This window comes from Promicromonospora alba, assembly GCF_042654905.1.
GTDB classification, from domain to species: domain Bacteria; phylum Actinomycetota; class Actinomycetes; order Actinomycetales; family Cellulomonadaceae; genus Promicromonospora; species Promicromonospora alba.
Map to the genome: position 1 here is coordinate 200,996 of NZ_JBHSFI010000009.1, position 26,078 is coordinate 227,073.

22 protein-coding genes are annotated in these 26,078 nt (G+C 71.3%); 10 read left to right on the forward strand and 12 right to left on the reverse strand.

The annotated features are described in order from the left end of the window. Positions 1 to 43: 43 nt before the first annotated feature. The 11 genes from ACFO6V_RS26320 to ACFO6V_RS26370 form a co-directional block, all read right to left on the reverse strand. Positions 44 to 4,642, reverse strand: a complete 4,599-nt coding sequence (locus tag ACFO6V_RS26320) for a LysM peptidoglycan-binding domain-containing protein (RefSeq protein WP_377141636.1) — start codon at positions 4,640 to 4,642, stop codon at positions 44 to 46. Then, complete coding sequence (locus ACFO6V_RS26325; protein ID WP_377141639.1) at positions 4,642 to 5,091, reverse strand: pilus assembly protein TadG-related protein; 450 nt, start codon at positions 5,089 to 5,091, stop codon at positions 4,642 to 4,644. Before ACFO6V_RS26325 ends, ACFO6V_RS26320 begins: the two co-directional genes overlap by 1 nt. Then, positions 5,088 to 5,516: a TadE/TadG family type IV pilus assembly protein gene (locus tag ACFO6V_RS26330; protein WP_377141642.1), complete on the reverse strand. Its 429-nt coding sequence runs from the start codon at positions 5,514 to 5,516 to the stop codon at positions 5,088 to 5,090. The genes ACFO6V_RS26325 and ACFO6V_RS26330 overlap by 4 nt, the downstream gene beginning before the upstream one ends. Next, positions 5,513 to 5,893: a TadE/TadG family type IV pilus assembly protein gene (locus ACFO6V_RS26335; protein WP_377141645.1), complete on the reverse strand. Its 381-nt coding sequence runs from the start codon at positions 5,891 to 5,893 to the stop codon at positions 5,513 to 5,515. The genes ACFO6V_RS26330 and ACFO6V_RS26335 overlap by 4 nt, the downstream gene beginning before the upstream one ends. A gap of 4 nt (positions 5,894 to 5,897) precedes the next feature. Next, positions 5,898 to 6,194, reverse strand: a complete 297-nt coding sequence (locus ACFO6V_RS26340; protein WP_377141648.1) for a hypothetical protein — start codon at positions 6,192 to 6,194, stop codon at positions 5,898 to 5,900. Between the two features lie 86 nt (positions 6,195 to 6,280). Continuing rightward, positions 6,281 to 7,174: a hypothetical protein gene (locus ACFO6V_RS26345; RefSeq protein WP_377141651.1), complete on the reverse strand. Its 894-nt coding sequence runs from the start codon at positions 7,172 to 7,174 to the stop codon at positions 6,281 to 6,283. 28 nt (positions 7,175 to 7,202) lie between these two features. Further along, positions 7,203 to 8,081: a type II secretion system F family protein gene (locus ACFO6V_RS26350; RefSeq protein WP_377141653.1), complete on the reverse strand. Its 879-nt coding sequence runs from the start codon at positions 8,079 to 8,081 to the stop codon at positions 7,203 to 7,205. Beyond that, on the reverse strand, positions 8,078 to 9,715 hold the full coding sequence (locus ACFO6V_RS26355) for a CpaF family protein (RefSeq protein WP_377141656.1): 1,638 nt from the start codon (positions 9,713 to 9,715) through the stop codon (positions 8,078 to 8,080). The genes ACFO6V_RS26350 and ACFO6V_RS26355 overlap by 4 nt, the downstream gene beginning before the upstream one ends. Further along, positions 9,712 to 10,620 carry a hypothetical protein gene (locus ACFO6V_RS26360; protein ID WP_377141658.1) on the reverse strand — a complete coding sequence of 303 codons (909 nt, stop codon included), beginning with the start codon at positions 10,618 to 10,620 and terminating at the stop codon, positions 9,712 to 9,714. The genes ACFO6V_RS26355 and ACFO6V_RS26360 overlap by 4 nt, the downstream gene beginning before the upstream one ends. A gap of 5 nt (positions 10,621 to 10,625) precedes the next feature. Further along, positions 10,626 to 11,330: a hypothetical protein gene (locus ACFO6V_RS26365; protein WP_377141661.1), complete on the reverse strand. Its 705-nt coding sequence runs from the start codon at positions 11,328 to 11,330 to the stop codon at positions 10,626 to 10,628. A 482-nt stretch (positions 11,331 to 11,812) separates the two neighbouring features. Further along, a complete protein-coding gene (locus tag ACFO6V_RS26370) occupies positions 11,813 to 12,706 on the reverse strand; it encodes a sigma-70 family RNA polymerase sigma factor (protein ID WP_377141664.1) in 894 nt (297 codons plus the stop codon). Positions 12,707 to 12,906: 200 nt separating this feature from the next. Between ACFO6V_RS26370 and ACFO6V_RS26375 the strand changes: the two genes are divergently transcribed. The 9 genes from ACFO6V_RS26375 to ACFO6V_RS26415 all read left to right on the forward strand — a co-directional run bounded on the left by ACFO6V_RS26375 (position 12,907) and on the right by ACFO6V_RS26415 (position 23,609). After that, a complete protein-coding gene (locus ACFO6V_RS26375; protein ID WP_165827347.1) occupies positions 12,907 to 13,236 on the forward strand; it encodes a hypothetical protein in 330 nt (109 codons plus the stop codon). Further along, positions 13,233 to 14,381 (forward strand): hypothetical protein, encoded by a 1,149-nt coding sequence (locus ACFO6V_RS26380; RefSeq protein ID WP_377141668.1) that lies wholly within the window; start codon positions 13,233 to 13,235, stop codon positions 14,379 to 14,381. Before ACFO6V_RS26375 ends, ACFO6V_RS26380 begins: the two co-directional genes overlap by 4 nt. A 12-nt stretch (positions 14,382 to 14,393) precedes the next feature. Next, positions 14,394 to 14,678, forward strand: coding sequence for a hypothetical protein (locus ACFO6V_RS26385; protein ID WP_377141671.1), 285 nt, complete (start codon positions 14,394 to 14,396; stop codon positions 14,676 to 14,678). Positions 14,679 to 14,789: 111 nt separating this feature from the next. Continuing rightward, the gene (locus ACFO6V_RS26390; protein WP_377141674.1) at positions 14,790 to 15,449 is read left to right on the forward strand and encodes a hypothetical protein; all 660 of its coding nucleotides are present in this window, start codon (positions 14,790 to 14,792) and stop codon (positions 15,447 to 15,449) included. Between the two features lie 6 nt (positions 15,450 to 15,455). Further along, a complete protein-coding gene (locus ACFO6V_RS26395; protein WP_377141677.1) occupies positions 15,456 to 17,987 on the forward strand; it encodes an ATP-binding protein in 2,532 nt (843 codons plus the stop codon). Beyond that, entirely contained in the window at positions 17,984 to 19,978 is a 1,995-nt protein-coding gene (locus tag ACFO6V_RS26400; RefSeq protein WP_377141679.1) for a hypothetical protein, read from the forward strand. Before ACFO6V_RS26395 ends, ACFO6V_RS26400 begins: the two co-directional genes overlap by 4 nt. Beyond that, entirely contained in the window at positions 19,978 to 20,604 is a 627-nt protein-coding gene (locus tag ACFO6V_RS26405) for a hypothetical protein (protein ID WP_377141682.1), read from the forward strand. Before ACFO6V_RS26400 ends, ACFO6V_RS26405 begins: the two co-directional genes overlap by 1 nt. Beyond that, entirely contained in the window at positions 20,601 to 21,902 is a 1,302-nt protein-coding gene (locus ACFO6V_RS26410) for a M23 family metallopeptidase (protein ID WP_377141685.1), read from the forward strand. Before ACFO6V_RS26405 ends, ACFO6V_RS26410 begins: the two co-directional genes overlap by 4 nt. 189 nt (positions 21,903 to 22,091) lie before the next feature. Further along, the gene (locus ACFO6V_RS26415) at positions 22,092 to 23,609 is read left to right on the forward strand and encodes an MDR family MFS transporter (RefSeq protein ID WP_377141688.1); all 1,518 of its coding nucleotides are present in this window, start codon (positions 22,092 to 22,094) and stop codon (positions 23,607 to 23,609) included. A gap of 90 nt (positions 23,610 to 23,699) precedes the next feature. Here the strand turns inward: ACFO6V_RS26415 and ACFO6V_RS26420 are convergent, their stop codons facing one another. Continuing rightward, positions 23,700 to 25,007 (reverse strand): SMI1/KNR4 family protein, encoded by a 1,308-nt coding sequence (locus ACFO6V_RS26420; protein WP_377141691.1) that lies wholly within the window; start codon positions 25,005 to 25,007, stop codon positions 23,700 to 23,702. A gap of 62 nt (positions 25,008 to 25,069) precedes the next feature. Between ACFO6V_RS26420 and ACFO6V_RS26425 the strand changes: the two genes are divergently transcribed. After that, positions 25,070 to 26,020, forward strand: coding sequence for a ribose-phosphate diphosphokinase (locus ACFO6V_RS26425; RefSeq protein ID WP_377141694.1), 951 nt, complete (start codon positions 25,070 to 25,072; stop codon positions 26,018 to 26,020). Positions 26,021 to 26,078 lie beyond the last annotated feature (58 nt).

A 26,078-nucleotide genomic window follows, 5' to 3' on the forward strand; every position in this document is an offset into this window, starting at 1 on the left:
GCCGAGACGGGTCTCGACAGGCTCGATCAACGGCGGGGGCGGGTTAGCCCCGGGTGCTTCGGCCCGCGTCAGCTTCGCGGCGGCGGTCCTGCTCGTCCACCTGTGCCAGCAGCTCCTCGGTGTCCGGCTCCGGCTCCATGGCGAGCTGTTCCAGGTGGTCGCGCAGACGGTCGACGAGCCGGCCCACCGCGTCCCGTCGGCCGGAGGCGATCTCCGCGCGGATCCCGTTGCGCCACGACCGCTCGTCCACGGGGTCGGCGAGCCGCCCCACCTGCGACGCGTGCCGTGCCATCGCCACATCGCCGGCGAGCAGCGCGCGGCGCGCGACCTCGTGCGACACGTCCACGACGCCCGACGAGATCGTGTGCATCAGCTGCTCCGCCCACACGTACTTGCGCAGCGCCACACCCTCGAACGGCCGGCCGCGCACCAGGTCGAGGGCAGCCAGGAGGTCCGGCGTCGGGGTCTGCGTGAGGTCCGGACCGACCAGGTCGCAGAAGGAGTGCCAGTCCGTCCTGACCCCACGCAGCCGGTAGCCGGCGGACTCGAGGTCGGCCTGGCCGCCGTCGTCGGCGGACCAGTAGCGCGGCAGGTACTCGAAGCCGTTGGCGTCCGTCCCGAGCCAGCGCCGCGCCCGCGAGACCGCGGAGCGCCGGGTCGCCAGGTTGGGCTCACGCGACGGCCACAGGGCCTTCGAGATGTCCGACCCGCGCGAACCTGGGTTGAACGCCAGGAACGCGATCAGCTCCGTCGCCTGCCGCTGGTGGGTGGACGGCAGCTCGACGCCCGTCGTCCCGGCGAGCTCGACGCTGCCGAGCACTCGCACGACCGGGGCTTGGAGGACCTGGGTCTCGACAGACTCGACCAACGATGCGGGCTCGACCAACGAACCAGGCTCGACCAACGAGTCGGACTCGGCCCGCGAGGCGAGCTCGACCCGCGACCGCGGATCCGAGACAACCGGCGTACCCAGGGGCGGCGTCGCGACACTCACCGCGGCCGTCGCCCACGGCGAGAACCTCTCGGGCTGCTGCCCCGACGTCGACCCGCCACCCGTCCCGATACCCGGCGCCGGCGCATGCCCGGCCACCTCACCGACCGCGACGTCGGAATCCGCGGCACCGGCGCGGACAACATCCATCGGGATCTCCTCCAACGTCGGTTCGGTGCGGTCGATCGAACGGCTCCAGGAGGGGCCAGGTGCGGTCTCGGGGTCGGCCAACAAGGCCAGGGCTTGTGCGTACGTGGCCGCGTCGAGCTGCTGTGGACGCACCGCGATGTACGCGGGCATGAGGATCCCGCGGGTGGTGTCGCCGTTGGTGAGCTCGCCCGTGAGGTCGAGCGCCCAGTCACCGACCTCCGCACTGGACGTCACTGCCGCGATGCCCACGCCGGGCACTCGTTCGACAAGGCTCTCGAGCTTGGCGCGCTCGACCAGGCCGAGCCGCTCGCCCACCAGCAGGATCTCGGGTGTCCAGGCGTCCGTGGCCAGTCCGCGGCCACGGGCTTCGGCGACAGAGGCTGCGCCCACCTGGGCGAGCGTCCGGTCGACGTCGGCCGCGCGCGCCTCCAGCTCGCGGATGATGCCCGCGAGGCTGGGGACGTGCCGGACCCGGCCCGTGTCGACGACGCCCGGCAGCTCGCCGAGAGTGCCGACCACCGTGACCTGCAGGTCGTCGGCCCAGAGGCTCGTCGCCAGCTCGACCGCGAGCGCCGCGAGCGTCGCCTGCGCGGCGGCGTCCGTGCCGCGGATGTCGAGGCAGGCGAGGTGCTCGAGGTCGAGCATGAGGTGGGTGTTCTCGTCGTCGTGGCCGACGGTGACGAGTGCCGGGTAGGGCGCCTCGCCTGCGTCCCCACCAGTGGTCGAGGCCCGCGAGTCGACCTGTGCCGCCGCCTCGGCATCGCCTGCCGCGAGCTGCCAGACGAACCGGTCGGTGGTGCCGGCCCAGGGTTCGGGCAGGCCGGCGGCGCGATCGAGGTGGAGCTCGACGAACTCGCCGCTCTTCAGCCGTGCGACGCGTACTCCTGGCAGCGGGAGGCCGCGTTCGCGGTGCCACCGCGCGAGGCTGCGCAGCGCGCTGTCGACCTGGCTGCGCCCGAACGGGTCCTCGACGGTGCGGAGGTCGCGTTCGAGCGCGCCTGCCGGAGTGTCCGGCCCGGGCACGACGACGGTCTCGCCGGGCGTACGGCCCTTGTGCACGCGGCGGCGCTTCACGGCGACGAGCGCGATGAGCCCTGCGGCGAGCAGCCCGCCGACGCCGGCCACCGTGCGGATGTCTACGGTTTCGTCGAGGTCGTCGGCGACGTCGGACATGACGTCGGACGCCGAGTCGATCAGCGACGTGCCGTCGGCGGTGACGATGGCTGCTGCTCCGTCTGACGCCGTGGGCCGCGCGGTGCTGGCACCGGCCACGTCAACGGTCTCCGAGGCCGACACCGGCGGCGAGGTCTCCACCGCGACCTCGGGTGCGTAGTCCCCGGCGACGGGTTCGTCGCCGGCGAGCTCGTCGGGCAGGACCTCCTCGGTGACGACATCGCCGACAGGGGTCTCGCTCACGTCGGAGTCCGGGGAGTCCGGTACGGGGGCGGCTCCTTCGGCCGGGCCTTCGGCGCCGGTCTCGGCCGTCTGCTCGTCGTCCGGCGTGGAATCGCTGCCCGTGGTGCGGTCGCCGAACGCCGTCGGCGCGGCGGAGGGCTCCTCCTGCGGCGTGAGCTCTTCGGCGATCAAGCTCTCGCCGAGCATCGTGTCCCCCGGCGTGCGGTTCTGCGGCGCCGACTCGTCCGGCTCGAGAAGGTCGTCGTTCCGGAGGTCCTCGGGTGTCACCTCGTCGAACTGCGGCCCAGTCTCCTCCTCGCCCGCGGGCGGAGCCTGCGGGACAAGGTTTCCCTCCGCGGTCTCCTCCGGTGCGGGTTCCCTGGTTCCGCCGAGACCGGCGGCGCCGGTCCCCGCGTCCGCGGGGTCGGGCGTGCCAGTACCTTCGGAACCACTCTGGTCCGCGTCGCCTCGTCCCGCACCGTCCTGGTCAGCGCTGGGCGCCTTGGGTCGCGCGTTCTGGCCGGCGCGGTTCGGCTCCGTGGCTGCCGGGGCCTCGCCGGCCGGCTGCTCGTCCGAGGGCTGTCCCCCGCCCGGCTCCACGACGTCGTTCCCCGCGCCACCCGGCTCCTGGATGTCCTCCGGCTCGACCTCCACCGCGCCCTCAGGAGTCACCTCGGTGTCCGGTGCGGCCTGCTCCGGCTGCTCCTCGGGCTGCGCCGGTGGTGGCGGGGCCGACTTCTGTGCGCGCCCGGCAGCCCCGGCCGCGGACTCCACGCCCGGTTCATCGCTGCTCGACTCATCGGCACCGGAATCCTCCGGCGCCGACTCCGCGGGCCCGGCGGACGCGCTCGGCTCGTCGGCCCCCGCGTCGGCGCCCTGATCGGCCGGCTCCCCAGGCTCGTCGGCCGGCTCGTCCCCCTGCTCGTCGGCACCCGGCGAGGGCTGTGCCGCTTCGTCGGCGCGCTCGTCCTCGGATCCGGTGTCCCTCGTGGACTCCTCCGCACCCGGGACCGTGACGGTCCAGCCGGGGTAGATGAGGTCGGGGTCCGTGAGCCGGGCCCCGCCTGGCTGCTCGGTGTCCCGGGAGGCCTCGTAGACCTCCGGGTACTTGGTCCCGTCGCCGAGCTCCTCCTCGGCGATGCCCCAGAGCGTGTCGCCCGGCTCGACGACGACCTCTACGGCCTCGGCGCCACGGTTGCGCACATCGACAGTGCCTTCCGGGTCGCTCGACCCGACAGTTTCGGCGGTGTCGTCGGCCGCGCTCTTCGACGGCGCGATGCCGACCGGCTCGTCGCCGCCGGCGTCATCGCCGTCACCGGGCTGGCCGACCGAGGTCGCGGTGACCCCTACATCGACAGCTGCCGGCAGCTTCAGCACCCACCCCGGCTCGATCCAGTTCCCGGCGTCGAGCGCGTTGCCGTCAGCCTGGCGGACGCCGTAGTTGAGGTCGGCGATCTGCTTGAAGAGCGCGCCGTCGCCGAGGGTGAGCTCGGCGATCCGCCACAGCGAGTCACCGGGCTGCACCGTATAGGTGGCCGACGGCGCCTCGTCGGCCCGGGCACGCTCCTCAGCCTTCTCCGCAGTGCCGGCAGCGACATCGGCCACGGCACCGGGCAAGACCGGCGCGGACACGGCAGTCCCGGTCGCACCCGTCTCGAGCGGCGTCGTCGCAGCCATGGCCGGCGCGACCGCCGGAGCCGCGACGAGCATCGTGATCACCGCACCGACCAGCGCCGCCGCGGCACGCTGCTGCGTCCCGAGCCCGCGCACGTGCGGCGAACGCCGTCCGCGCAGCGCGGCGATCACCTCGACGACCACCGCGAAGGCGAACGTGAACCACGCGATCCAGCCCACGACCTTGACGAGCCCGATCAGCACGGAACCGGTCACGTCGGGACTGGACAGCATCGAGATGATCCGGTTGATGCTGACCGGTCCGGTCCACACCGGCCCGCCGAACATCCACAGGCCGACCGGGATCCCGACGACGAGCGCGATCAGCAGCAACGCCGCGCCCAGTCCTCTGATCACGCGTGCGCCCGTACCTGACCGCGGTCCGCCGGGCTCGCCCGTCACCGCATGACCCTGGACTGTCGAGGTGCTCATCAGGGTTCCTCCTGTCCTATCCCGCGGACTGCTCGCGCCTCGGCGTCGGCCGTCACACTGAGCGAGCTGATTCCGATCAACGTGAGGAACGTGGTCTCGTAGGTGAGCTGGGTACCGACGTTGACGGTCGCGCCGTTGACGGCGGTCACGCCGCCCTGCACGTCCAGCGCGGCAAGAGTGTCGGCGGCGGCCTGTGTCGCGCGCGCGGGATCGATCTCAGGAGGCAGCCCCATCTGGGCGCGGTCGATCCGGATCTGCTGCGCGGCGGCTCGTGCCGCCTGGTCGGCGGCGTACTCGGCCTCGTCCTCGGCCTGGAGCCGGCCGCCGCCGTCCACCACCAGGCCTATAGCGATGATGAGCACGGGCACCATGCCCGCAGCGAGGATGTTGACCTCGCCCCGCTCGCTCCGCAAGCGACGTACCCGCATCCGCCCGACCCCCCTGGTCATGACCGCCCCCGGTAGGCGTCCAGCACCGATGTCCCGGTAGCACTGATGGTCCGTGATCCGGGCGCTCCCGGCAGCCCGAGATCGCGCAGCGGCACCACGCACTCCACGCGCACGGTGATCGTCCCGACCGTTCCGAGCGGTAGCTCGAACGCGTCAGTCACCGGCATGACCCTCGTCGACGCACAGCTCACCGCGGAGTTCACCAGGGTCGACGTCGCGGTCGATCTCGCCTGGGCGTCTGCCACGGCCACCGTCCGGCTGATCGACGCCGCCCGTGCGGCTTCGTTCGCCGCGGACTGGACCACGCCCTCGGCCAGCACCAGCCGCCCCGCCATCACGAGCAGCAGCCCGATGAGCAGCAGCATCGGGACGACGACGGCGGTGTTGATCGCGACATTGCCGCGCTCGGAGTGCCCGGGACTCATGGTCCCACCGCTCCGGAGGTGAACCGCTCCACCGGCCCGGTGGCAGACTGCTCGATCCGCAGGCCGCGGAATCCCGGCACCAGTGACGGAGCCAGTCCCGTCACGGTCGCGGTCGCCATCTCTTCCCCACGTGTCACCAACACGTCGACCGACGCGAACGCGTCCCCACCACGAACGAGGCGCGCGGCAGCCTCCGCGTATCCCGACTCGACGCTGCCACCCTCGACGCGCGTGGCCTGGACGGCCCCGTTGGCCACCGACTGGGCGGTGTTCTGCGCGTGGAAGTAGAGCATGCCCTGCACCATCGCGAAGATGAGCATCAGGACCATCGGGTACGTCAGGACGGTCTGGATCGAGGCGGCACCGCGTTCGTCCATGGCTCTACGGCCCCTTGAGCTGCGCCATGTACTGCGTGACGAGCGTGCGGATCGCGCCGCCGAGCAGGACGGCGATACCAAGGCCGATCACGGACAGCACCACCACCTCGATCGACTCCAGACCGGCCTCATCGGGCTCGCCGTCTCGCCCTGCGGCCAGCCGACGGCGGAGCTCCGCCGAGCGCTCGACGAAGCGGGTGTTCAGGGCGTCGACGCGACCACGCGCCGCGGCCGCGCGCAGCGAAGCACGTACGGCGGCGCGCGACGCCACCGCACGGCCCTGGCTCAGGTGCTGGTTCATGTTGACTCCTGGGGGTGCTGTCGACTTCAACAAATGGGTAAGACACGGCTCGTGTGACATCCGGATACCTCCCGAGGCGGGCCGCATCAGGGGGCAGTCTGAAACATTGTGACCCCGATGGGAAATATAAGCATCAAAAAGTACACAAAAACTGTCATAGTCCCCGGCACGGTCATGCGCACGGTCGCATCGTGGGCGAGCTGCTGCTCGACGTCGAGCTGGGCGTCGCGCATCGCCGCCGCCTTGGACTGCAGCTGGTCGTGGATCGCCGAACCCTGCGTACCGGCGAGCTCCACGATGGAGGCGACCTCGCCGAGGGCGTCCACCTCGACCTCCTCGCCGAGCTCGCGCAGCGCGACCCACGGCGCCTGCCCCTCCCAGCGGCTCCGTTCGAGCGCGGCGGCGATCCGCCGGAACGGCCAGGAACCGGCCACCTGTGCCGCGGCAAACGTGGCCTGCGTCGCACCCGCGCCCGAGATGCGCTCGATCGCGAGCAGCTCGAGGTAGGTGGACACCGCGCGCGAGAACTCCTGGCGGGCGCGCTTTGCCTTGGTCCGCGCATCGAGGTCGGGCAGGAACCACGCACCGAGGGCGAGCACGAGCGCGCCCCCGAGCGGCACCGACACTGGCATGCCGAGGTTCAGGAGTCCCACGCACAGCCCCAGGAAGGGGACCGCGACCAACGTGATGACCGCGCCCAGGGCCTTCTCGCCATAGTGGTCGGTGGCGGTCTTGCCGATGAGGTCGAGGTCCGAGCGGCTCGGACCTCCGGGGCCGAGCACCGCGATCGGCAGACGGCGCTGCGCCCATGCCCCGAAGACCTGGGTGTACCGCTGGGTGGCGGTCAGGTCGCCGCCGTCGGACACCGTGATGGGCTCTACCTTGTCGTCACCGCTCAGGCGGTCCAGCGCGGACTGGAGCCGCGGCGTCGACGGCAACAGCTCGCGCACGACGAGGAACAGGCCGAGCCCGGCAACCACGCCGGTTCCTACTGCCCAGGGCCACATGTCAGGCCTCCCGCTCGTCGGGCAGGAACCGCGGGATCGGCTGCCCGAAGCTGATCTTGCGCATCCACAGCAGGCAGGCCACGTACGCGCAGAACAGGATGACCGCCACCACCTGGCCCAGCGCGGAGTCGTACCCGCTGAGGTACCCGGACATCGCCGTGAAGCCGAGCACCACGAGGGTCACTATGGTCACCCAGCGCACTGTCGCACGTCCGGTCGAGCGCTCCGTCTCGATCTCGCGCCGCGCCTTGGCCTGCGCCGACAGCGACTCGGCGAGCTGCCGGAGCGCCGGCGCCACGGCACCCGTGCGGTTGTCCGACTCCAGGATCATCGCCGAGGCGATCATGTCCGCCGAGTAGTCGTCCATCTCGTCCGCCCACCGGTAGAGGGCGGGCTTGATGGGCTGGCGTGCTTCCAGACGCGCGACGAGCCGGGCGACCGAAGGCCGCACGGACGGCGCCGCGCTGTGCAGGGTTGCCGCGATTCCCTGCTCCAACCCGACGGCTCCGCCGGACAGCACACCGATCAGCGACCGCACCCAGGCGGTCAGGTCGGTGAGCTTCTCCACCTCGTTGGACTGCGTGGTGGTACGGAACAGCGAGGGCAGGCCCACGATCAGCGCCGGCACGATGAGGATGAGCGACCACCATCCGGTCGCTATCCCGATCACGAGGCCCACCACCGCACCGATGCCGAGCAGCCTCCGCTGGGCGTAGAGCGGACCGCCCTTGGTCAGGCCGAACAGCCGGAGCAGCCCGTGGAAGGGCGGTGTCGTCCGGACGGGCTTCGGCGTCGCCTCGTGCTTCTGCGCGCCGACGGCGACGAACCACAGGCCGAGGCCCAGAGCCAGGCCCACGACTACTGCGATGAGCATGGTCATGGGTTCCCCCAGAGCCCGTCCCGGTAGTTCAGCAGGCCCGCGTCGAAACCTTCCGCCTCCAGGTCGGCGAGGAACGACGGCGTCGTCTTGGGCACGGCCCGGCCGTTCGGGCCCGGCTCGAAGACGTCGGTGATTGCCACCGGGTTGCCGGCCTCGCCGCGCGTCACCTCGATCACCTCGGAGACGTACCGACGGCGGAGGCCGTCGCCCCCGACGTCGACCCGGAGGAAGACGATGAGGTCGACAGACTGCGCCACCTGCCGGTACGCGTACGTCTCGGAGAGCGTGGAGTCCTGCACTGCCATACCGACCAGACGTTCGACGACGTCGCGGGCGCCGTCGGCGTGCACCGTCGACAGCGAGCCGTTGCCCATCTGCATCGCCTGGAACATGGACACGATCTCGGGCCCGCGCACCTCGCCCACGATGATGCGCGAGATGTTGTGCCGCAGTGACTCGTACACGTTGACGTTCGTGTTGATCTCGCCCACGCGGCGACCCGAGGTGTTCATCTCGCCGGAACCCTCGCGGGTGCGCAGGGCCACCACACGCTTGTGCTTCTCGGGCTCGAGGTGCAGGTAGAGCTCGTAGTCGGTCTCGATGGTCGCGATGGACTCCCAGGGGTCCAGGCCGGCGCAGAGCGCTCGGAGCAGGGTCGTCTTGCCAGACCCCTGGCCCTGCCCGGAGACCACTATCGACTTGCGCGCCCGCACCGCCGCCGTCAGGAACTCGGCAAGGACTGCGTCGATGGTGTTGTTCCTGCGCAGCAGCTCCAGGTCCACCGACTGCAGTCGCTGCAGCCGGATGGTGACGCGCGGCCAGGGCACCACCCAGCCGACGGCGGCGAGGCGCACGCGACCGGGTAGGTCCAGGTTGAGGAACGGGTTGGCGCGCGTGAACGACCGCTCGTTCGCGGGGTCGCGCGCCGCGAGGAACTGCAGGAAGTCGATGAGCTCGGCGTCGGAGTCCGCGATGGGTTCCGCATAGGCGCGGCGGCCGTCGCCCATCAGCATGAGCACGGGCGCGGTACCCGTGATCTCGATGTTCTCCACGTCAGGCGTGTCGATGAGCGGCTGCAGCCGGCCGAGCCGGAACAGGGCGTCGAACAGCGCGCGCGTGACCTCTACCTGGTACTCCGGGGTCCAGTTGCGCTGGCCGCCGGAGAGCAGGGCGTCGTTGTGGTCGCGGACCACCTGCTGGATCAGCTCCTGGCCGAGGGCCTCGCGCTGCTCCTCGTCCAGCTCACGCGTCGCGAGCGCCGTCGTGAGCCGTGCGGAGACCTCACCGCGCAGGCTGTTGACCTGGCGCCAGAACTCGGAGTCGCGCAGCCGCGGGTTGCCGGGCTGGCCGTGATACTCCCGGCCGGCGCGGGCGACCGCCCCGACCCAGGGAGAGGCGCCGCCGCCGGACGCGAGCAGAGCGCCGCCGTTCGTCGTGGAGGCTCCGGAACCTGTGGCGCGTACGCCGCCTGCCGGTTCCGCTGGCGGGTTCCGGTACAGCGGCGGGGCCTGTCCAGGGCCGCCCTCGCCTGTGCGGGTGCGCTGGGGCAGGCCGGAGGCCTTACGGTCCGCCTCGCGGTTCTCCTCGTGGAAGATCGGCAGCGAGGAGAGGTCGGGAAACTCCGGCGTGGTCATGCGTGTCCCCCGCCGTCGCCGCGCCACGGCCCGCCCGCGTGCACGGTTTGCGGGCCGCCGTCGGCGTAGACGGGTGGGCGGCGCGGGCCGGACCCGCTGCCGCCGCCGTCGCGCGGACCTGTGGCGAACCGTGCACGCCGCTTCTCGATGCGCTCCTGGAGGCGCGAGATCACGGGCCCTGCCGACCGGACGAGCGGTGAGGTCGAGTACCGGCGACCTGCGGGCGACCCCACCGACAGCACGTCGGCGTTCACCGGGTCCCACGCGATCGAGCCCACGGTTCCGAGGCCGAGCGTGCGCGCGATCTCGTTCGCGTCGTACGGCCGTCCGGGCCCGACGGTCAGTGCGGTGAGGTTGGTGAGCTCCCGCGCGGCGGCGTCCACCACCGAGGTGCGGGACTTGACCAGCTCACGCGTCACCGCGATGTCGGGCAGGCGTGAACCGGTGGTGATCAGCACCTGGTCCGCGAGCCGGACGAGCGGTTCGCGGTCCTCCCGCACGACGCCGCCGGTGCCGAGCCGTCCCAGGTCGACCAGGACGTCGATGCCGCCGCGTTCCAGTGCGACCAGCTGGTTGGCGAGCGGTCCCCAGAGGTTCGCGATGGCGGGGGCGGTGTGCGGGCTGACGATGCCGGGCAGCAGCTTCCTGTCCGGATCGTTTCGAACGAGGGGAATCGTCTGCCCCCAGAAGGAGGCTTCGAGGTCTCCGTGGGAGTGCGCGATCGCGAGCGGTTGCAGGCCGCGGTCGTGCGGCAGCTGGCCACGGAAGTACCCGGCGAGGATCGAGGATCCGGCCAGGTCAGCCTCCACGAGGAGCACGGGCCGCGGCCACTGGAGCGCCAGCACGAGGGCTGCCGTCGTGGTTCCCGGCGAGCCCTTCGCGTTGGCGAGGGCGATGAGGGCCACGCGGATCACCCGGCCCCGACGGCATCGATCACGATGGCCACGCGGCCGGTCGCGGCGCGGGCCGCGAGGGCCGCCGCGGTGGAGGACTTGACCTGCACGTCGACGACTGTCTGCTCACCGACGGTGGTCGGCGCTGTCGAGACCACGGTGGCTGGGATCGCCAACGGTGTCTGGACGGGCGGCTCGCCACCGGTCGCAGGCGTCTCGACCACGCGGACGGTGTCGCCGGCCTTCAGAGCCTGGGTCGGCATCTGGTTGGGGGCGAGCGCGATGCCTACGATGGACTGCCCGGCCGGTGGCCGGAGCTCGGTCGCGACGCTGTCCGCCGTCAGGAGCTGGCCTGCCTTGAGGTCGGCCGTCGCTACCTTGCCCGTCGTCATCTCGTCGAGCTGGTCGGCGAGGACCGGCTTGAGCAGGGCTGATCCGGCCCCTTCGGGCAGCTCGGCGACCCCGAGGTCCCCGGGGGTGATCGGGGCGCCGCGCTCGACGCTCTTCGTGACCGCCAGGACCTGGTAGGTCTGCCCGAGCGAGGTGGCCAGGTACGCCGAGCCGAGCACACTCAGTGCCACGAGCGCGAGCCCGAGCGCGATGAGTGCCGGACGGCGGCGGGCGCGCGTCGGTTTGAGCGGCCCCGGGGGTGCGGGTCGCTGGGGTTTTGTCGCGGACCGGGCGTGCTGGTCCTGGTTCGCGACCTTCGTGCTACTGCTCACCGTGCCGTCTCCTCCGAGCCCGTCGGCGGAGTCCGCCTCGGGTTCCCCCGGTGCGGGACCCATCGAGGTTCCCATCCGTGCGCCTGTCTCCACCGTGCTCCCTGCCCCTGCTGGTCGAGGGCCTCCTGCGGGTGTCACGCGAGTGTCACCGCAGGTAATCCTCAACTACACGGGCGGACCCGGCAGGTTGAACGCTAATCAGCGTTCCAGGTGACCGCTAGGTCAAGGAGACTTCAAAGTTGTGGAGATGGCTTGAATATTGAGTGACCTTGAAACGATCTGCCGATTACGGGTCGATACCACGACTGTGGTGTTGACTCGGCAGGTCGGGCCATGAGAAGAGGGTCCCCCACCACCTGGCGTGCGCAAAAACGGGCCGGGGTGAACTTTCGGACAGACCGAGAGGGCCCCGCTGGCGGTGGGACCCTCTCGCGATGACATGAACTTCCGACAACTTCAGGGCTTCACGCACCCCCCAGTGCTCAACCCGTCGACCGTCGTCGTCCCTCACCGTCCCGTTCGCCCGGTTGCCCCCCAGACAGACCACCGGACTGAACGGCTTCCGCCAGCCGTCGCACTGCGCGACTCGCCCGCTGGCGCAAGGCTGCGTGCGAGATGCCCAGCTCGTGGGCCACTCGCCGCTGATAGTTCCCGCGACCCGAGCCGAGCTCGGCGTACTCCGGGAGATCGGGGTCCGGCGCGTACAGCCGCGCCAGAAGTGCTGACTCGTCCCGCGTCAGGACGCTCTTGTCGAGGCCCCACGCGATGACGTCGAGAACCTCGCCGGTCGTACCGAGCGACACGCTCGCGAGCGAGTAGACGACGTCCGGCCCGGGCTCGGGCGCCGTCGGCCGCTCGAGCGCGGTCAGCGTGGTCGTGTCGGTGGGGATCTCCGCCACCCGCGGACCGCGGCTCGCCCGCCCGCCCTGCGCGTGCGGTGCCCGGTCGCCGACGACGCGCGTCAGGGTGTGCCCCTGCAGCCGCATCGCCACCCGGCTGCTGCGCTCGAGGTCGTAGTGGGTGATCGCGTCCCACATCGCGGCGGCGGCCTCCTGCTCGAGGTCCTGCACGTCCGGGTAGTGGCGGCGCGACCGGCGCACGATGGTGCGCACCGCTGGGAGCATGCACTGCAGCACCGCGCGGCCGGCGGCGAAGCTGCCGCCCGCGTGCTCGACGATGAGCGCGTACAGCACCCTGTCGGCGTCGTCGGGGGCGAGCTGCACGGTGCCACCCGTACGCAGTCCGGCGAGCTGCGGGAAACGTCCGACGAGGCGCGCGATCTCCATCGCGAACGACCGCGTACGAACCAGGTCTGCCCAGTCGTGGTCGAGCTCGCGCATCAGCGTCCCAGCTGGTGCAGGTGTACGTGCAGGCATGGCGGTTCCCCCCTCCGATCAGCCTTGAGTCCATCCGGGGGGTGTTGCCCGCCACTGTTGCCCGCTCCGTTCGGGACTATGTGACCTGCGTCACAGTTGGCCAAAACCCGGGCATCACCGATGTCACACGAACTGCCGACCTGCCATTTGTGCTGAGCAGACGCAAGAGACGTAGGAGACGGAGAAACGGGAGAGGCGAGATGAGCAAGGACGAGCTCGACCAGGCGCCCGGCGCCGGACTCGGCAGCACCGACCTCGGCAGTGCGGGCGTCCGCAGTGCGGATCCGGATGCACCGGACTTCGACCACACGTGGTCACTGCTTCGCGACACCGCTGAGGTGCACGCGGCCCGCGGTGAGGTGGCGCCTCTGGTGCGCGACCTCATCGCTTCCCTCTCCGAGGACCCCCTTGGCGAGGAAGACACGACCGTCCGCCTGACCGAGGCGCTCGACAGCCCTCGCGTACGCAGCGCCCGCGAGGCTCGCGAGCGCATCCGCGCGGACCTGCAGAACGAGGTGCGGACGCGATGACCTCGCTCCTCGAGCGCCGGCGTGGCAAGAAGGCAGCCAAGCCGGCCGAGCTGCCTGCCCCGGCCGACGGCGCCTCCAGTACCGGCTCGCCCTGGGCCGGCGGACCCGACCAGCCCGCGACTCCCCCGTCGTCGGGCGGCGGAGACGACGGCGAGAATCCCCCTCCCCAGGTCGTGGAGTGGTCCAACGGGCCCGCCCTGGTGACCAAGGCGTGGGGTGCGGTGCTCGCGCTCGCGCTGCTGGCCGGGCCCGCCGCTCTGGCGTGGACGCTGCTGCGCCCCCAGCCTGCCCCCGTTTCCGCGACGGCCGGTGCGGCGAGCACGGCCGAGGAGGCCGCCGCGAACGAGCGTGCGATCGAGCTCGTGGAGACCTGGCTGCGGGCCGACAGCAACGACCAGCAGCTCCTTGCCTCCCTGACGAACGCCCCGGTCGGCTCTCTTCCCCAGACGGGCCTGACCATCCGTGACTCGTCGGTGGCGCAGATCGAGCCGGCGGACGACGACGTGTGGTCGGTGACCGTCGGCGTCGACGTCGCGGAGCCGGCGCCCGGTTCGACGCCCCCGCCCGCGGGCGGGGAGGCCAAGGCCGGCGAGCAGACCGAGGTGCCGCTCGTGTGGGTGCGCCGCTACTTCCAGGTGCCGGTCCTGGTCGACCGCACGGACACCGAGTGGTCAGGCCCCAACCTGGCGGTGACCGCTCTCGCGCTGCCCGCACCCGTCCCCGGGCCCGCCGCGGCCGCCGAGCCGCCGGACCTCGACTACCCCGAGACCATCTCCCCGACGTCCGCCGCCGGCCAGTCGGCCGCCGGGTTCCTCGCGGCCATGATCGCCGGCGACGGCGAGATCACGCGTTACCTCCGACCCGGCACGTCGATCTCCGCGATCACCCCCGCCCCCTACACGGCAGTGACCGTGTCGGGTATCAAGGGCACGCACGAGGTCACCGACGATCCCGCCGACGACGACGGCACGCACGCCCTGATCACCGCCGAGCTCACGCGGCTCGACGGCAACAAGACCACCGCCCAGTACGTCCTCACGCTCGTCGCGCGGGACGGCCGCTGGGAGGTGGCCGGCCTCGAGCCGGCCGTCCGTATCAACACGACGCCATCCGGCACGATCGACTCCGGCACAGCCGGGGACTAGAAGGAGAGAACCATGATCAACGAGATTGTTATGGCCGGCGGTTTCCTCGACCTCATCACCGTCAAGTCCGAGGAGGTCAAGAGTGCTATCGAGTCGGTGACCTTCGTCGTCGTCATCCTCATGGTCGTCATCACGGCGGTGAAGACCAAGATGTCGATCGCGGCGATCCTCATGTCCGCGATCGTTGGCGGCATCGTCCTGTGGCTGGTGAACGGGGGCATCAACGTCACCTCCGACCTCGCCAGGGACGAGTTCGACTCCGCTCCGGCGATCGTGAACACGCAGACAGTTCTCTGACGGCCGCTGGGCCGACGGGGCCAGGCATATGGGCAGGACGCTGAGGGCACGACACAGGGTTGGTCAGGTGGGCGCGTTCGCGCGCCCAGCACGTGGTGAGGAGGGTGTCCGGTGACCGAGACCGCGAAGTTCTACACGAAGGCCCGACGCATCCCCATGCTGGTGGGGAAGCTACCCAGCGGCGGGCGCATCTGGGGCGGCCCGTACACGATCACCCAGGTGGGGGCGGGCGCCGTGGTGGCGTTCGCGCTGTGGCAGACCGCCCCGTTGTGGGCGCGGCTGGGCGGCTTGATGAACGTAGTGGTCGCCGTCGGCGTGGTCGTGGGCGTCGTCTGGGCAACGGGGAAGCTTCCGAGCAGCGGGCGCAACCCCGTCGCGTTCGTCATGGACGCGATGAACCTGACCACCAGCCCTGGACGCCTGGCGGGCGGGCAGGTATCCCTGCCCAAGCCGCGGCTGATCACCCACCGGGTGATGGTCGTGCTACCGCGGCAGACCGTCACCACGTCCCGCGCCGAGACAGCGGCCGAGCAGTTCCGGCCGGTGGCCGGGGTGCGAGCCGGAACAGTCGAGCCACAGCCCCCAGCCGTGGCGCGGCCGATCCCGACCGAGCTCCTGCCCGAGCTGACCGGGCGAGGGCCTTGGGCAGCGGCAGCCGCGGCGGCGGCCGCTGGACGCAAGAACGCCGACCTCACCGGCGTCGGGCAGCTGCTCGCCGGCAAGACGCAGGACACCGACCGCACGGCCCCCACCACCCCGCGAGAGGACTGAGCCCCCATGCTGAGCCACATCTCGGCCCTGACCGACGGCCTCATGTGGACCCGCACCGGGACCGTGTGGGCGGTCTGGCGCGTGTCACCTGTGCCCTACGCATTTCAGCCCGACGACAAGAAGCACGCCGCGCGGCGGCACCACACCGCGCTATACCGCGCGCTGCGTGGCGAGTCCCTGCACCTCGGCCTGACCGCGGCCACCGACCCGGCGTCGGTGGTGCTCTCGATGATCGAGGGCGTCGACCTGACCGAGCGCGAGGCGTGGGCCGCCGAGTGCGAGGCCACCCTCGACTTCCTCGAGCAGATCCCGATCGGACGGCGCGTCCACTGGATCGCCGCGCCCCTGGCCAACCCGGGCGCGAAGGCGTTCATGGAACCGCTGCACGCGAGCTGGACCACGCTCCAGGACACGCTGATGATGCCGCGCTCCGTACCCGGTAGGCATGCGGTAGGCGAACGGGCGGCCCAGGCGGAGGCGTTGCGCAAGGAGATGCCCTCCGCGTTCGACCCCCGGCCGGCGACCGTCGCCGAGATGGCCTGGATGTTCGGCCACGCGATGCAGCGTGGCCTGGGGCTCGACACCGCCGTGCCCGTCGACGGGTCCCTGGACGCCGAGATGCACCTGTCCGGACCCTCTGTCCTGCCGTCCGCACTGGTGGACCCCGCCGGGCAGACCGACTCCGAGAAGAAGCTGGGCCCGCTGCAGATCCTGAAGCGGCCCTACGTCAAGGTGATCGACCCGACCAACCCCGAGCTCGCCTCGTACCAGACGACGCTCGTGGTGGCCGATACGCCGTCGGGCGGGATCGTGTACCCGGGCTGCGAGTGGATAGGGCGCGTCGACGAGTCGGGAGTGCCCTGTGACTGGGCGATCCGCATGACCGTGCGGTCCCGCGACGAGGTGACCAACCGCAACCGGCGTGCGGTGCGCACCCTGAACGACCAGTTCGACCAGCGCTCCGAGGAGGAACGCGCCGGATCCTCCCTGGACACGACCGCACGCGCGCTCGGCGAGTACCAGGCGGTGATGGACGCCGATGAGCTCGAGGTAGAGGTCGACGCCACCACCATGTTCACGGTCTCCGGCCACACTCCCGAGCAGGCGCTCGACGACGCCCGCGACCTGACCAAGTACTTCGCCGCGATGCAGTTCTCGCTGCGCACGGACCCCACGATCCAGCCGACGCTCTTCGACGCCACCCTGCCCGGCATGCCGACGCCCCGGGCGGTGCGGGAGTACTCGCAGATCACTACCGCACGGGCCTTCTCGGCGGCGGTGCCGTTCGCCACGACAGAGCTCGGGGACACCTCCGGCGCGCTGTTCGCCCTGGAGATCTCGAACGGAGCGGCACGGCCGAACCCGGTCTTCGTGAACCTGGCGGGCGCCACGGACAAGCTCGACGTCGCGCTGGCGATGGGATTCGTCGGCGAGCTGGGCGCTGGCAAGTCGGTGAGCATGAAGACGGTGGCCATGGACAACGTCGACATGGGTGCGACGCTCATGGCGGTGGACCACACCGAGATGGGCGAGTGGGGTGTCGCCGTCTCGGAGATCCCGGGCTCCCAGGTGGTCGAGATCTCCGAGGACGCCACGGTCTCCATGGACCCGCTGCGGATCCTGCCACCCGCCCAGGCACCCCGTGTGGCCCGTGCCTTCATCACGGTGCTGCTGTCGGTGCAGACCAAGTCCGAGCAGAACGTGCTGCTGTCCAAGGTGCTCCAGACCGAGTACATGTGGCGGCACAAGATCACCTCGCTCGGTTCCCTCGCCCGGCACCTCGAGGAGGACTGCGAGTACCCGGGCGCCCGGATGCTCGCCGACGAGATGCGGATCTTCTCGGAGCTCGACTTCGGCCGCGCCCTCTTCGACGACTCGCTGCCGCCGCTCGACCTGAGCTCGCCGGCGATCGTGCTGCACACCCACAAGATGCAGTTGCCCTCGAAGGCCGACATGGAGCACGGGCACCTGTTCGCGGAGCTCAAGGCCGAGAAGGTGTTCGGCCGGGCCACGTTCGCGCTGATCGCCGCTCTGGCCAGGTACCGCTGCTTCGCCGACCGCTCCCGGCTCGACATCTTCGCCGCCGACGAGGCGTCCAAGACGATGTCGTCGCCCGAGGCGGCCGAAGAGATCGGCATGTTCATCCGGGACGGCCGCAAGCACAAGGCCGCCCTCCTGCTCGGCAGCCACGACGCGGAGGAGGACTTCGGCAACGAGGTCGTCCGCGGGCTGATCCCGTTCCGCGTGCTGCTGCGACACCGGGACGCCAACCTCGCGCGCCGTGGGCTGCGCTGGCTCCACGGGTTGCCCGTGGGCGCCCCGGTGGACGAAGGACTCGTCAAGCTCGTCACCGAGGGCACCGCCCCGGTGACGGACGCCGCCGTCGGTGTGACGGAGGAGCGGAGAGGCGAGTGCCTCATCCGCGACTTCCAGGCCCGGTACGGCCGGGCCAAGGTCATGGCGCCGCTGGTGGAGTCGCGTGCGCAGACCGTCAAGACCACGCCGACGAGCTCCACGGGCGCGGTGATCGGGTCATGACCCGGCTGGCGCCGCTCGCAGCAGCGGCTGATCCAGGCGGTGGGCTGAACCTGGAGGACACCCAGGGCGTGAACATCGACCGGTTCATGCTCCAGTGGGACACGGGTTCGCCGTGGAACCCGCTGAACGTCGACTCCGAGATCTTCTCGACCCTCGCCGGCATGTTCTGGGTCTGGTACCGCGACATGGTCGCCGTGCAGATCTGGGTGCTCGACTGGGTGCTCGGCATGGACTGGCTCGGCTACATCCTGGCGCCGCTCGCGGGCCTGAGCATCATCATCCAGGGCATGATCGCGCAGATCGGTCTGCTCAACCTGATGCTGATCATCCTGGCGTTCGTGGTGGGCTTCTGGCTGCTCAAGGGCCGGTACGCGGGCGGGTTCATGGAGCTGTTGATCGGCTGCCTGATCGCCGCCCTGGCCACGGGGTTCCTCGCCAACCCGATGGCGACCATCGGCGGTGAGCAGGGCGTCATCATGCAGTCGAGGAACGCCGGCATGGACATCGCCACCGGTTTCGCGACGGAGGGTGCCTCGTTCGAGCGGGACTCGGTGGTGATCCGCGAGGGTCTCAAGGGCCAGCTCGTGGACACCCTGCTCCGTGCGCCGCACCAGATCATCAACTACGGCACGGTCATCGACGGCACGGGCTGCGAGAACACCTACACCGAGAACGTCGGCCGGGAGAACGCGGTCGAGGCGATCGGTGGCTGTGACGAGGCCTACCAGGAGGCGGCGTCCACCGTCGACGCCGGCACCGTCGTCTCGACCCTCAGCCTGCTCACCACCGGCTTCGTGTTCCTGCTGCTGTCCGTGGTGATCGTCGGCGGCACCATCTTCGCGGTGCTGCTGCTGGGCTGGTCGGCGATCAAGCTGCTGTGGCAGCTCCCCGTCGGCGTCATCTCCAGCGGGACCCGGGCCCAGCTGTTCCGCACGTTCGCCAGCGTGGCGTTCGGCGCGGTCCTGGTGGCCATGGCCACGATGTTCCTGGTCGCGTGGATGAGGATGCTGCTCGGCTTCTACGACGCCACGAGCGGCCTGCCGTTCCTGGTACGGCTGTACCTGTTCAACACGCTGGTCATCGCGGGCGCCGTCTTCTACGTGCTCATGGGCGCCAGCGTTCGCCAGGCCCTGCGCGGCCTCGCCGACAAGCTCGCCGCAGCCGGCGTCCCCTCACAGGTTGGCGAGCCCGCCGCGATGCCGTGGGACGGCACCGCGAAGTGGCGCGACCGCTACAACAAGGCGAGGGAGTGGGCGGGTGTCGGCATCGGGCCCGCCCCGGTGAAGCCGAACGGCGACGGCGTCCAGATCGACGGCAACGACATCCAGGCCGCCGGCCCGTCCACCATGGACGGGACTCCTGGTGGCGGGCCGGTCGGCAGCTCGGCGGGCGGCAGCGGCGGCCTGTCGAACGGCGCGCCGGGTGACGACAACCGCACGGTCCCCATCCCCGTGGGCGCCGCCGGACAACCGGTAGGGCCCGACGGCACCCCGGCTGACGGGGGAGGCGGCGGCAACGCCTGGTCCAGTGCCGCACGTACCGCCCAGGACGGATCGCCCGACGGCGGACGTGCGGGCACCGAACCGTTGCCGGACGGGACGAACGCCGGCGAGAAGCCGTCGAACGAGCCCAGCCCGCACCTGCCGCCGACCGCCGGCGAGCGCCTCAGCGACCGGCTGGGCAGCGCACGCCGCACCGGGACGTCGGTAGCGCTGCAGGCGGGGGCGATGGTCGCGAGCGGTGGCACGTCCAGCGCCGCCGTCGGCGCCTCCAAGGCGCTCAGCGTGGTGCAGAAGGCCCGACAGGCCAAGCAGGCACTCGGCGCCGCGCGTGGGCTCGGCAAGCGGGGTGAGCGGTCGAAGAGCGCCGCCCGGCTGGCCCAGTCGTTCAACGCGGCACGTCAGGGTGGGGCGCCGCAGGCCGGCGGGCCGCAGCCGTCGGCGATCGTCCACAACCCCGGCCGCCGTCAGATGCGAGGGCTGGGCCGCTGATGAAACGTGTAGTCATCGTGGTGATCACCGTGGTCGCTCTCGCGATCGGGACCTGGATCGGCTGGCCGCGCGAAGGCGGCTTCGTCGACCCGACCGCACAGGAGAGCGACGGTGTCGTCACACCCAGGGGGCAGGACGACTTCGCGAACCCCGAGGGCTCTTCCGAGAACGACACGGGCGAGGCGGCCGCCTCCGAGGAGGTAGAGGGCGAGCCGGCGGCCGGCGACCCCGCGGTCGAGGTGACCGCCGAACCCGAGTTCGACGAGACGGCGCCCAGCGAGCCGGTCGAGGCGATCTGGGACGAGAACGTCCGGACGGCGGCACGCGAAGCGGCGCTCGCGACGATCACGGCGTTCGCGGCGACCGACCAGGCCGCGGACGCCTGGTGGGCGGACCTGAAGCCGCTGCTCACGCCGCAGGCCCGGCCCGTCTACCAGGACGTGGACCCGCGGCTCGTGCCGGTCACCGAGGTGACCGGCGCCCCGGAGGTCACCGACGAGACGTCGACGCTGCTCGCCGAGGTCGCGGTGCCGACGGACATCGGTCCCTACACGGTGCTCCTGACCCGGGCCGACGGCGCGGCCCCCTGGCTCGCCGAGCAGATCAGGCCGCCGGAGGGATCGTGAGCGGGCAGGGTGCCGCCGGGATCGCGACGCGTGCGGTGGCACAGGCGGTCCGGTCCGGAGGCGGGCGTCCTGGCAGAGGCAGGAAGAAGGACGATCCGACCAGGCGAGCGGTGCTGGTGCTGGCCGTGCTGGTCGCCGCCGTCATGGCGGTGCCGGCGGCGGTGATCGCGATGGTCGTGCTCGTGGGCGGCGCGGTGAGCGAGAACCAGTCGCAGAACGGCTGCAGCATGTCGGCCTCCGTCGTGCCCGCGGACGGTCAGGCGACGTCGGCCGGGGGCTTCACGGGCGAGCAGCTGCAGAACGCGACGGTGATCCTGCAGGTGGGCCAGGAACGCGGGGTGCCCGCCCGGGCCCAGGCCATCGCGGTGATGACGGCGCTCGGCGAGTCCGGCATGCGCAACCTGTCCTACGGCGATGACCGGTTCGGGGTGCGCAACCCCGACGGGACGCTCACGTCGTCGATTGGCATGTTCCAGGAGCAGAAGTGGTACGGGACCGTCGAGGAGCGCCTCGACCCAGTGCAGTCGTCGGGCCGGTTCTACGACCGCCTGCTCGCGGTCACCGGCTGGGAGACGCTGGAGCCGACGCTCGCCGCGCACAAGGCGCAGCGCAACGCCGACCCGTACCACTACCAGAAGTACTGGGACCAGGCGCTCCAGGTGATCCAGCTCGTCAGCGGGGCGGATGCGCAGGACCTCGAGGCGCTGTCCCGGTCCATCCAGGGTGCGGCGGCCGGCGCGCCCTGCATGTCCGGCTCGGTCGGGCACGCCGCCGTCGGCGCCGGTGGCTGGGCCAACCCGGCGGTCGGCTCCAAGGCGTCGGGGTTCGGGCCGCGCAGCACGGGCATCGCCGGCGCGTCGACCTATCACCTGGGCCAGGACATCGCGGCGTCCTGCGGTACGCAGGTGTACGCGGCAGCGGCGGGACGCGTGGTGATCTCCGGAGCGACCGGTTGGGGCACCGGCAACACGATCCGTATCGAGCACGGCCTGGGCCTCGACTCGACGTACGGCCACCTGCTCACCGGCACCAACCTGGTGCGGGTCGGCGAGACGGTGCAGGCCGGGCAGCAGATCGCGTCGATGGGCGGCGACTCGCGCATCGACCCGGCGGGTGCGGGCACGTCGTCGGGCTGCCACCTCCACTACGAGGTACGGGTCAACGGCCAGGCGGTGGACCCCGAGCCGTTCATGGCCGCGCAGGGCGTGACGCTCGGCGTGGCCGCACCGGTCACGGAGTCGGTGTCTCCCGGAGACTCGACGGACTCCGGGGAGCCCGCGGACGCCGCGGGGAGCTGACGTCTCGGCGATCGGGCAAAGAGCACCGGGCAGAACCGATGATTTCTGCTGACCGCAGACGTCGGTAAAAAAGAGGTCGCGATCATCGGAGGGAATACCCGACGATGTTCCGGCGTCGTTTAGACGTAGGTCGTGTGCAATGTCGCTCTCGATCTCGGCCCGCGCGCACCGTACCGAGAGGGCAAGCCTATGAGTACCGACACCATCGACACATCCGACCACCTGAACGAACCACCTGCCACGCCGCCCGCTGCGGGCGACGAGGTCGCACCGACCCGCACGGACAAGCTGGCCCCCGGCCACTTCCGCGCGATCGCCCTGCTGATGGCGAGCGCCTTCACGGTGATCCTCAACGAGACCACCATGTCGGTCGCGCTCCCGCCGATCATGGCGGACCTCGGCATCACCGCCACGACCGGCCAGTGGCTCACCACCGCGTTCATGCTGACGATGGCCGTGGTCATCCCGGCGACCGGGTTCCTCATCAACCGGCTCGGCACGCGCGGTGCCTACCTGCTGGCGATGGCCCTGTTCACGGGCGGCACCGCCCTGGCGATGATCGCGCCGGGCTTCGCGATCCTCGTGACCGGCCGTGTGGTCCAGGCGACGGGCACGGCGATCATGATGCCGCTGCTCATGACGACGATCATGACGATCGTGCCCCCGCACATGCGCGGGCGCATCATGGGTAACGTCACGCTGGTCATCGCCCTGGCCCCGGCGCTCGGCCCGGCGCTGTCGGGTGCGGTCCTGGAGCCGCTGGGCTGGCGCGGCGTCTTCGGCGTCGTGCTGCCGATCTCGGCGCTCGCCCTGGTGGCGGGCATCCTCTGGATCCGCGACGTGTCCGACAAGGACGAGCACCACCTCGACCCGCTTTCCCTCCTGCTCGCGCTGGTCGCGTTCGGCGGAATGGTGTGGGGCCTGTCGGGCCTGGGCGAGGCGTCGCAGCACGCCACCGCGATCAACCCGTGGATCCCGCTCGGCGTGGGACTCGCGGTGCTCGGCCTGTTCATCTGGCGGCAGATCGCCCGCCAGCGGACCGACTCGGCGCTGCTCGACCTGCGGACGTTCCTCGAGTCGAACTTCCGCGTCGCGGTCGGCATCATGGCGGTCTCGATGATGGCGATGTTCGGCACCCTGATCGTGCTGCCGCTCGTGCTGCAGGAGGCCCTGAGCCTGCCGCCGCTGACCGTCGGCCTGCTCATGCTGCCGGGTGGCGTCGCGATGGGCGTGCTCGGCCCGGTCGTCGGGCGCTGGTACGACAAGTTCGGCCCGCGGCCGATCCTGATCCCGGCGACGGCACTGGTCACCGTGGCGATCGGCGCGTTCGCGTTCCTCTCGCCCACGACGTCGATCTTCTACGTCCTCGGCGCGCACATCCTGCTGATGGTCGGCCTGGCCTCCGTGTTCACGCCGCTGTTCAGCGCCGCGCTCGGGGTGCTCAAGCCGCACCAGTACTCGCACGGTTCGGCCACGATCAACACTGTGCAGCAGGTGGCCGGTGCTGCCGGTACCGCGCTGTTCATCGCGATCATGACCATCCACTCCACGTCCCTGACCGAGGCAGGTGCGTCTGCCGCGGAGGGCATGGCCGGCGGTGCCGGCCTGGCCTTCGGGATCGGCGCCGGCGTGATGGCGGTGACCATCGGGCTGGCGACGATGATCAAGCGCCCGGAGTCGGACGGCGAGTTCAGCGGCGGTCACTGACCCGGCAGGGTAAGGGCCGCGGGCGTGCGGAGGGCGGGAATCCGGTACCGGGTTCCCGCCCTCTTCGCGTCCTGGTCGGGTCCGCGCGCCCTACCGGTCGAAGAGCCGGTCGAGCAGGCCCTTCCGCTCGGGACGGGTCACGCGAGTGACCTCGATGGGCTCCAGACCGCGCAGGTCGAGCAGCCGGTTCGCGGCCGAGATCGACTCGGTGAGGGCAGGCGGACGGGCCGGGTCGGGGACGAGGCCGGCAGCCTTGAGCGTGTCCGGCACCGTCCCGGCGTCGAGCCGCTCGGCCCAGCCTGCCGGGTCGAGGTTCAGGAACTCCGGCTCTCGCTGGTCGAGCCTGTCGGGACCCGGGCCCGCCGAGCTTGCCCCGCGCCCCACTCCGGCCTGGTCCGGCCTTCGCTGGTCGAGCTTGTCGAGACCTGGTTCCGCCGAGCCCGCCGTCCGTCCGAGGAGCAGCGCTGCCAGGCTCTCCGCCCGGTACACCGCCCCGGCGCGCATCTCGTGGTCGAGCAGCAGGATCTGTCCGACGTGCCCGGCCGTGCCCGGTGCGAGATCGGCGGCGTAGACGTTCCCGGCGCCGTCGGTCCCCACGGGGAACCAGAGCGGCGAGCCGATCACCGGCTGCACCCTGCCGGACGGATCCTCGGGGGCGAAGGTGCCGGCGTCGGCGGACCAGGTGCTGAAGCGTGCGGCAGGCAGGAACGCCTCCCGGAGAAAGCTGCCGCTCAGCGGCACTATCTCGAACCCGCCGAACCGGTCCTCCTCGGGCGCGAGCTTCAGACTCCCCGAACCCGCTGACGCATACAGCGCACGCACCTCGTCAGGCAGGTGCGATCCCGCGGGCAGGTCCGCTTCGGCGGCGGCCATCTCGTCGGGTGACGCGCCGACGGCGTCGGGCATCCGTTCGGCGATCACGCGCGCCACGGCGTCCGGATCGGCCGATGGCGCGACAGCGGCGTCCGACGGCGGCACTATCGTCGCGAGGTACTGCGCCGGGAGCGCCCCCGGCTCCAGCACGACCTCGAGGATCGGCGTGACCGGCCCCGAGTCGACGGCCGACGGGAGCGCGACAAGCTCGACGACATCGCCGTCGGGGCGACCGGCGGCAACTACCCGCACGGTCTGCTCGGCGTCCGGCGTGAGCTCGGCGAGCGCGCGCAGTGCGTCGTCGAGGTCCGCCTTCGGACCACGGTCGCCGGTCCGGGCGGCCTCGCGCGCGAGCTTGCGGTAGTGCTCGCGACGGAGTTCGGCGTCGCCGTCGTCCAGGTAGGTGCCCTGCCACGCGCCGCGGCCGACGGTGCCGACGAACTCGCTCACGTCCGTCCCGGGCGGTGCGGAGCGACGCAGCGCGTCGACGAACGGTTCCCAGGTCTGCCAGTCGGTGAGGCTCACCAACCACATGATGCCGTCTTGCTGCTAGGCGCGTCGGCTCGACGTTCCGTAGACTTCCAGCCATGGCCGAGGTACGGGTCTTCGCAGGTACCGGGGGTCAGCGCTTCGCTCACGAGATGTGCGCTGATCTCGACGTCGCGCTGAGCCCGATCAACATCCAGCGGTTCGCCAACGACTGCCTGCAGGTCCAGCTCCTGGAGAACTGTCGCGAGCGCGACGTCTACCTGGTGCAGCCCGTGGCGCGCCCCACGCAGGAGAACCTGATGGAGCTCCTGCTGATGATCGACGCGGCCAAGGGCGCGTCAGCGGCCCGGATCACCGCCGTCATGCCGCACTTCGCGTATGCGCGGTCGGACAAGAAGGACGCGCCGCGCATCTCGGTCGGCGGCCGCCTCGTCGCGGACCTGCTGGAGACGGCAGGCGTGGACCGCATCCTCACGATGACGCTGCACGCACCGCAGGTGCAGGCGTTCTTCCGGGTGCCGACCGATCAGCTCAACGCGCTCCGCGAGCTCGCGGCGCACTTCCTGCCGAGCGACCTGTCGAAGGCCACCGTGGTCTCCCCCGACCTCGGGAACGCGAAGAGCGCGTCGGCGTTCGCCAAGATGCTCGGTGTTCCCGTCGCGGCGGCCGCGAAGGAGCGGTTCGACGGCGACCGGGTCGAGATCACGTCCCTGATCGGCGACGTCACCGGCCGCGACATCATCGTGCTCGACGACGAGATCGCCAACGGGTCCACGATCATCGCCATCCTCGACCTGCTGCGCGAGCACGGCGCGCGCAGCGTGCGGATCGCCTGCACGCACGGGATCTTCGCCAACGACGCGGTCCACCGCATCGCAGCCGACCCGGACGTGGTCGAGATCGTCACGACCAACACGGTGCCGACTGCCGGGCTGCTGGCTCACGACAAGCTGACCGTGATCAGCGTCGCATCGGCTTTCGCCGAGGCGGTGCGCCGCATCCACAGCGGCGAGTCGGTCAGCGCCCTCTTCGACCCGACCCACGTATAACCCCGCCGGCGACGCCGCATGCGGTGTCGGGGCGAGAAGATCCCCGCGCCGCCGTAAA

Coding starts and splice junctions, on each gene's coding strand:
- ACFO6V_RS26425 (WP_377141694.1), top strand. CDS start 25,070: ATGGCCGAGGTACGGGTCTTCGCAGGTACCGGGGGTCAGCGCTTCGCT.
- ACFO6V_RS26395 (WP_377141677.1), top strand. CDS start 15,456: ATGCTGAGCCACATCTCGGCCCTGACCGACGGCCTCATGTGGACCCGC.
- ACFO6V_RS26330 (WP_377141642.1), bottom strand. CDS start 5,516: ATGAGTCCCGGGCACTCCGAGCGCGGCAATGTCGCGATCAACACCGCC.
- ACFO6V_RS26355 (WP_377141656.1), bottom strand. CDS start 9,715: ATGACCACGCCGGAGTTTCCCGACCTCTCCTCGCTGCCGATCTTCCAC.
- ACFO6V_RS26385 (WP_377141671.1), top strand. CDS start 14,394: ATGATCAACGAGATTGTTATGGCCGGCGGTTTCCTCGACCTCATCACC.
- ACFO6V_RS26320 (WP_377141636.1), bottom strand. CDS start 4,642: ATGAGCACCTCGACAGTCCAGGGTCATGCGGTGACGGGCGAGCCCGGC.
- ACFO6V_RS26380 (WP_377141668.1), top strand. CDS start 13,233: ATGACCTCGCTCCTCGAGCGCCGGCGTGGCAAGAAGGCAGCCAAGCCG.
- ACFO6V_RS26405 (WP_377141682.1), top strand. CDS start 19,978: ATGAAACGTGTAGTCATCGTGGTGATCACCGTGGTCGCTCTCGCGATC.
- ACFO6V_RS26325 (WP_377141639.1), bottom strand. CDS start 5,091: ATGACCAGGGGGGTCGGGCGGATGCGGGTACGTCGCTTGCGGAGCGAG.
- ACFO6V_RS26340 (WP_377141648.1), bottom strand. CDS start 6,194: ATGAACCAGCACCTGAGCCAGGGCCGTGCGGTGGCGTCGCGCGCCGCC.
- ACFO6V_RS26375 (WP_165827347.1), top strand. CDS start 12,907: ATGAGCAAGGACGAGCTCGACCAGGCGCCCGGCGCCGGACTCGGCAGC.
- ACFO6V_RS26370 (WP_377141664.1), bottom strand. CDS start 12,706: ATGCCTGCACGTACACCTGCACCAGCTGGGACGCTGATGCGCGAGCTC.
- ACFO6V_RS26415 (WP_377141688.1), top strand. CDS start 22,092: ATGAGTACCGACACCATCGACACATCCGACCACCTGAACGAACCACCT.
- ACFO6V_RS26350 (WP_377141653.1), bottom strand. CDS start 8,081: ATGACCATGCTCATCGCAGTAGTCGTGGGCCTGGCTCTGGGCCTCGGC.
- ACFO6V_RS26335 (WP_377141645.1), bottom strand. CDS start 5,893: ATGGACGAACGCGGTGCCGCCTCGATCCAGACCGTCCTGACGTACCCG.
- ACFO6V_RS26400 (WP_377141679.1), top strand. CDS start 17,984: ATGACCCGGCTGGCGCCGCTCGCAGCAGCGGCTGATCCAGGCGGTGGG.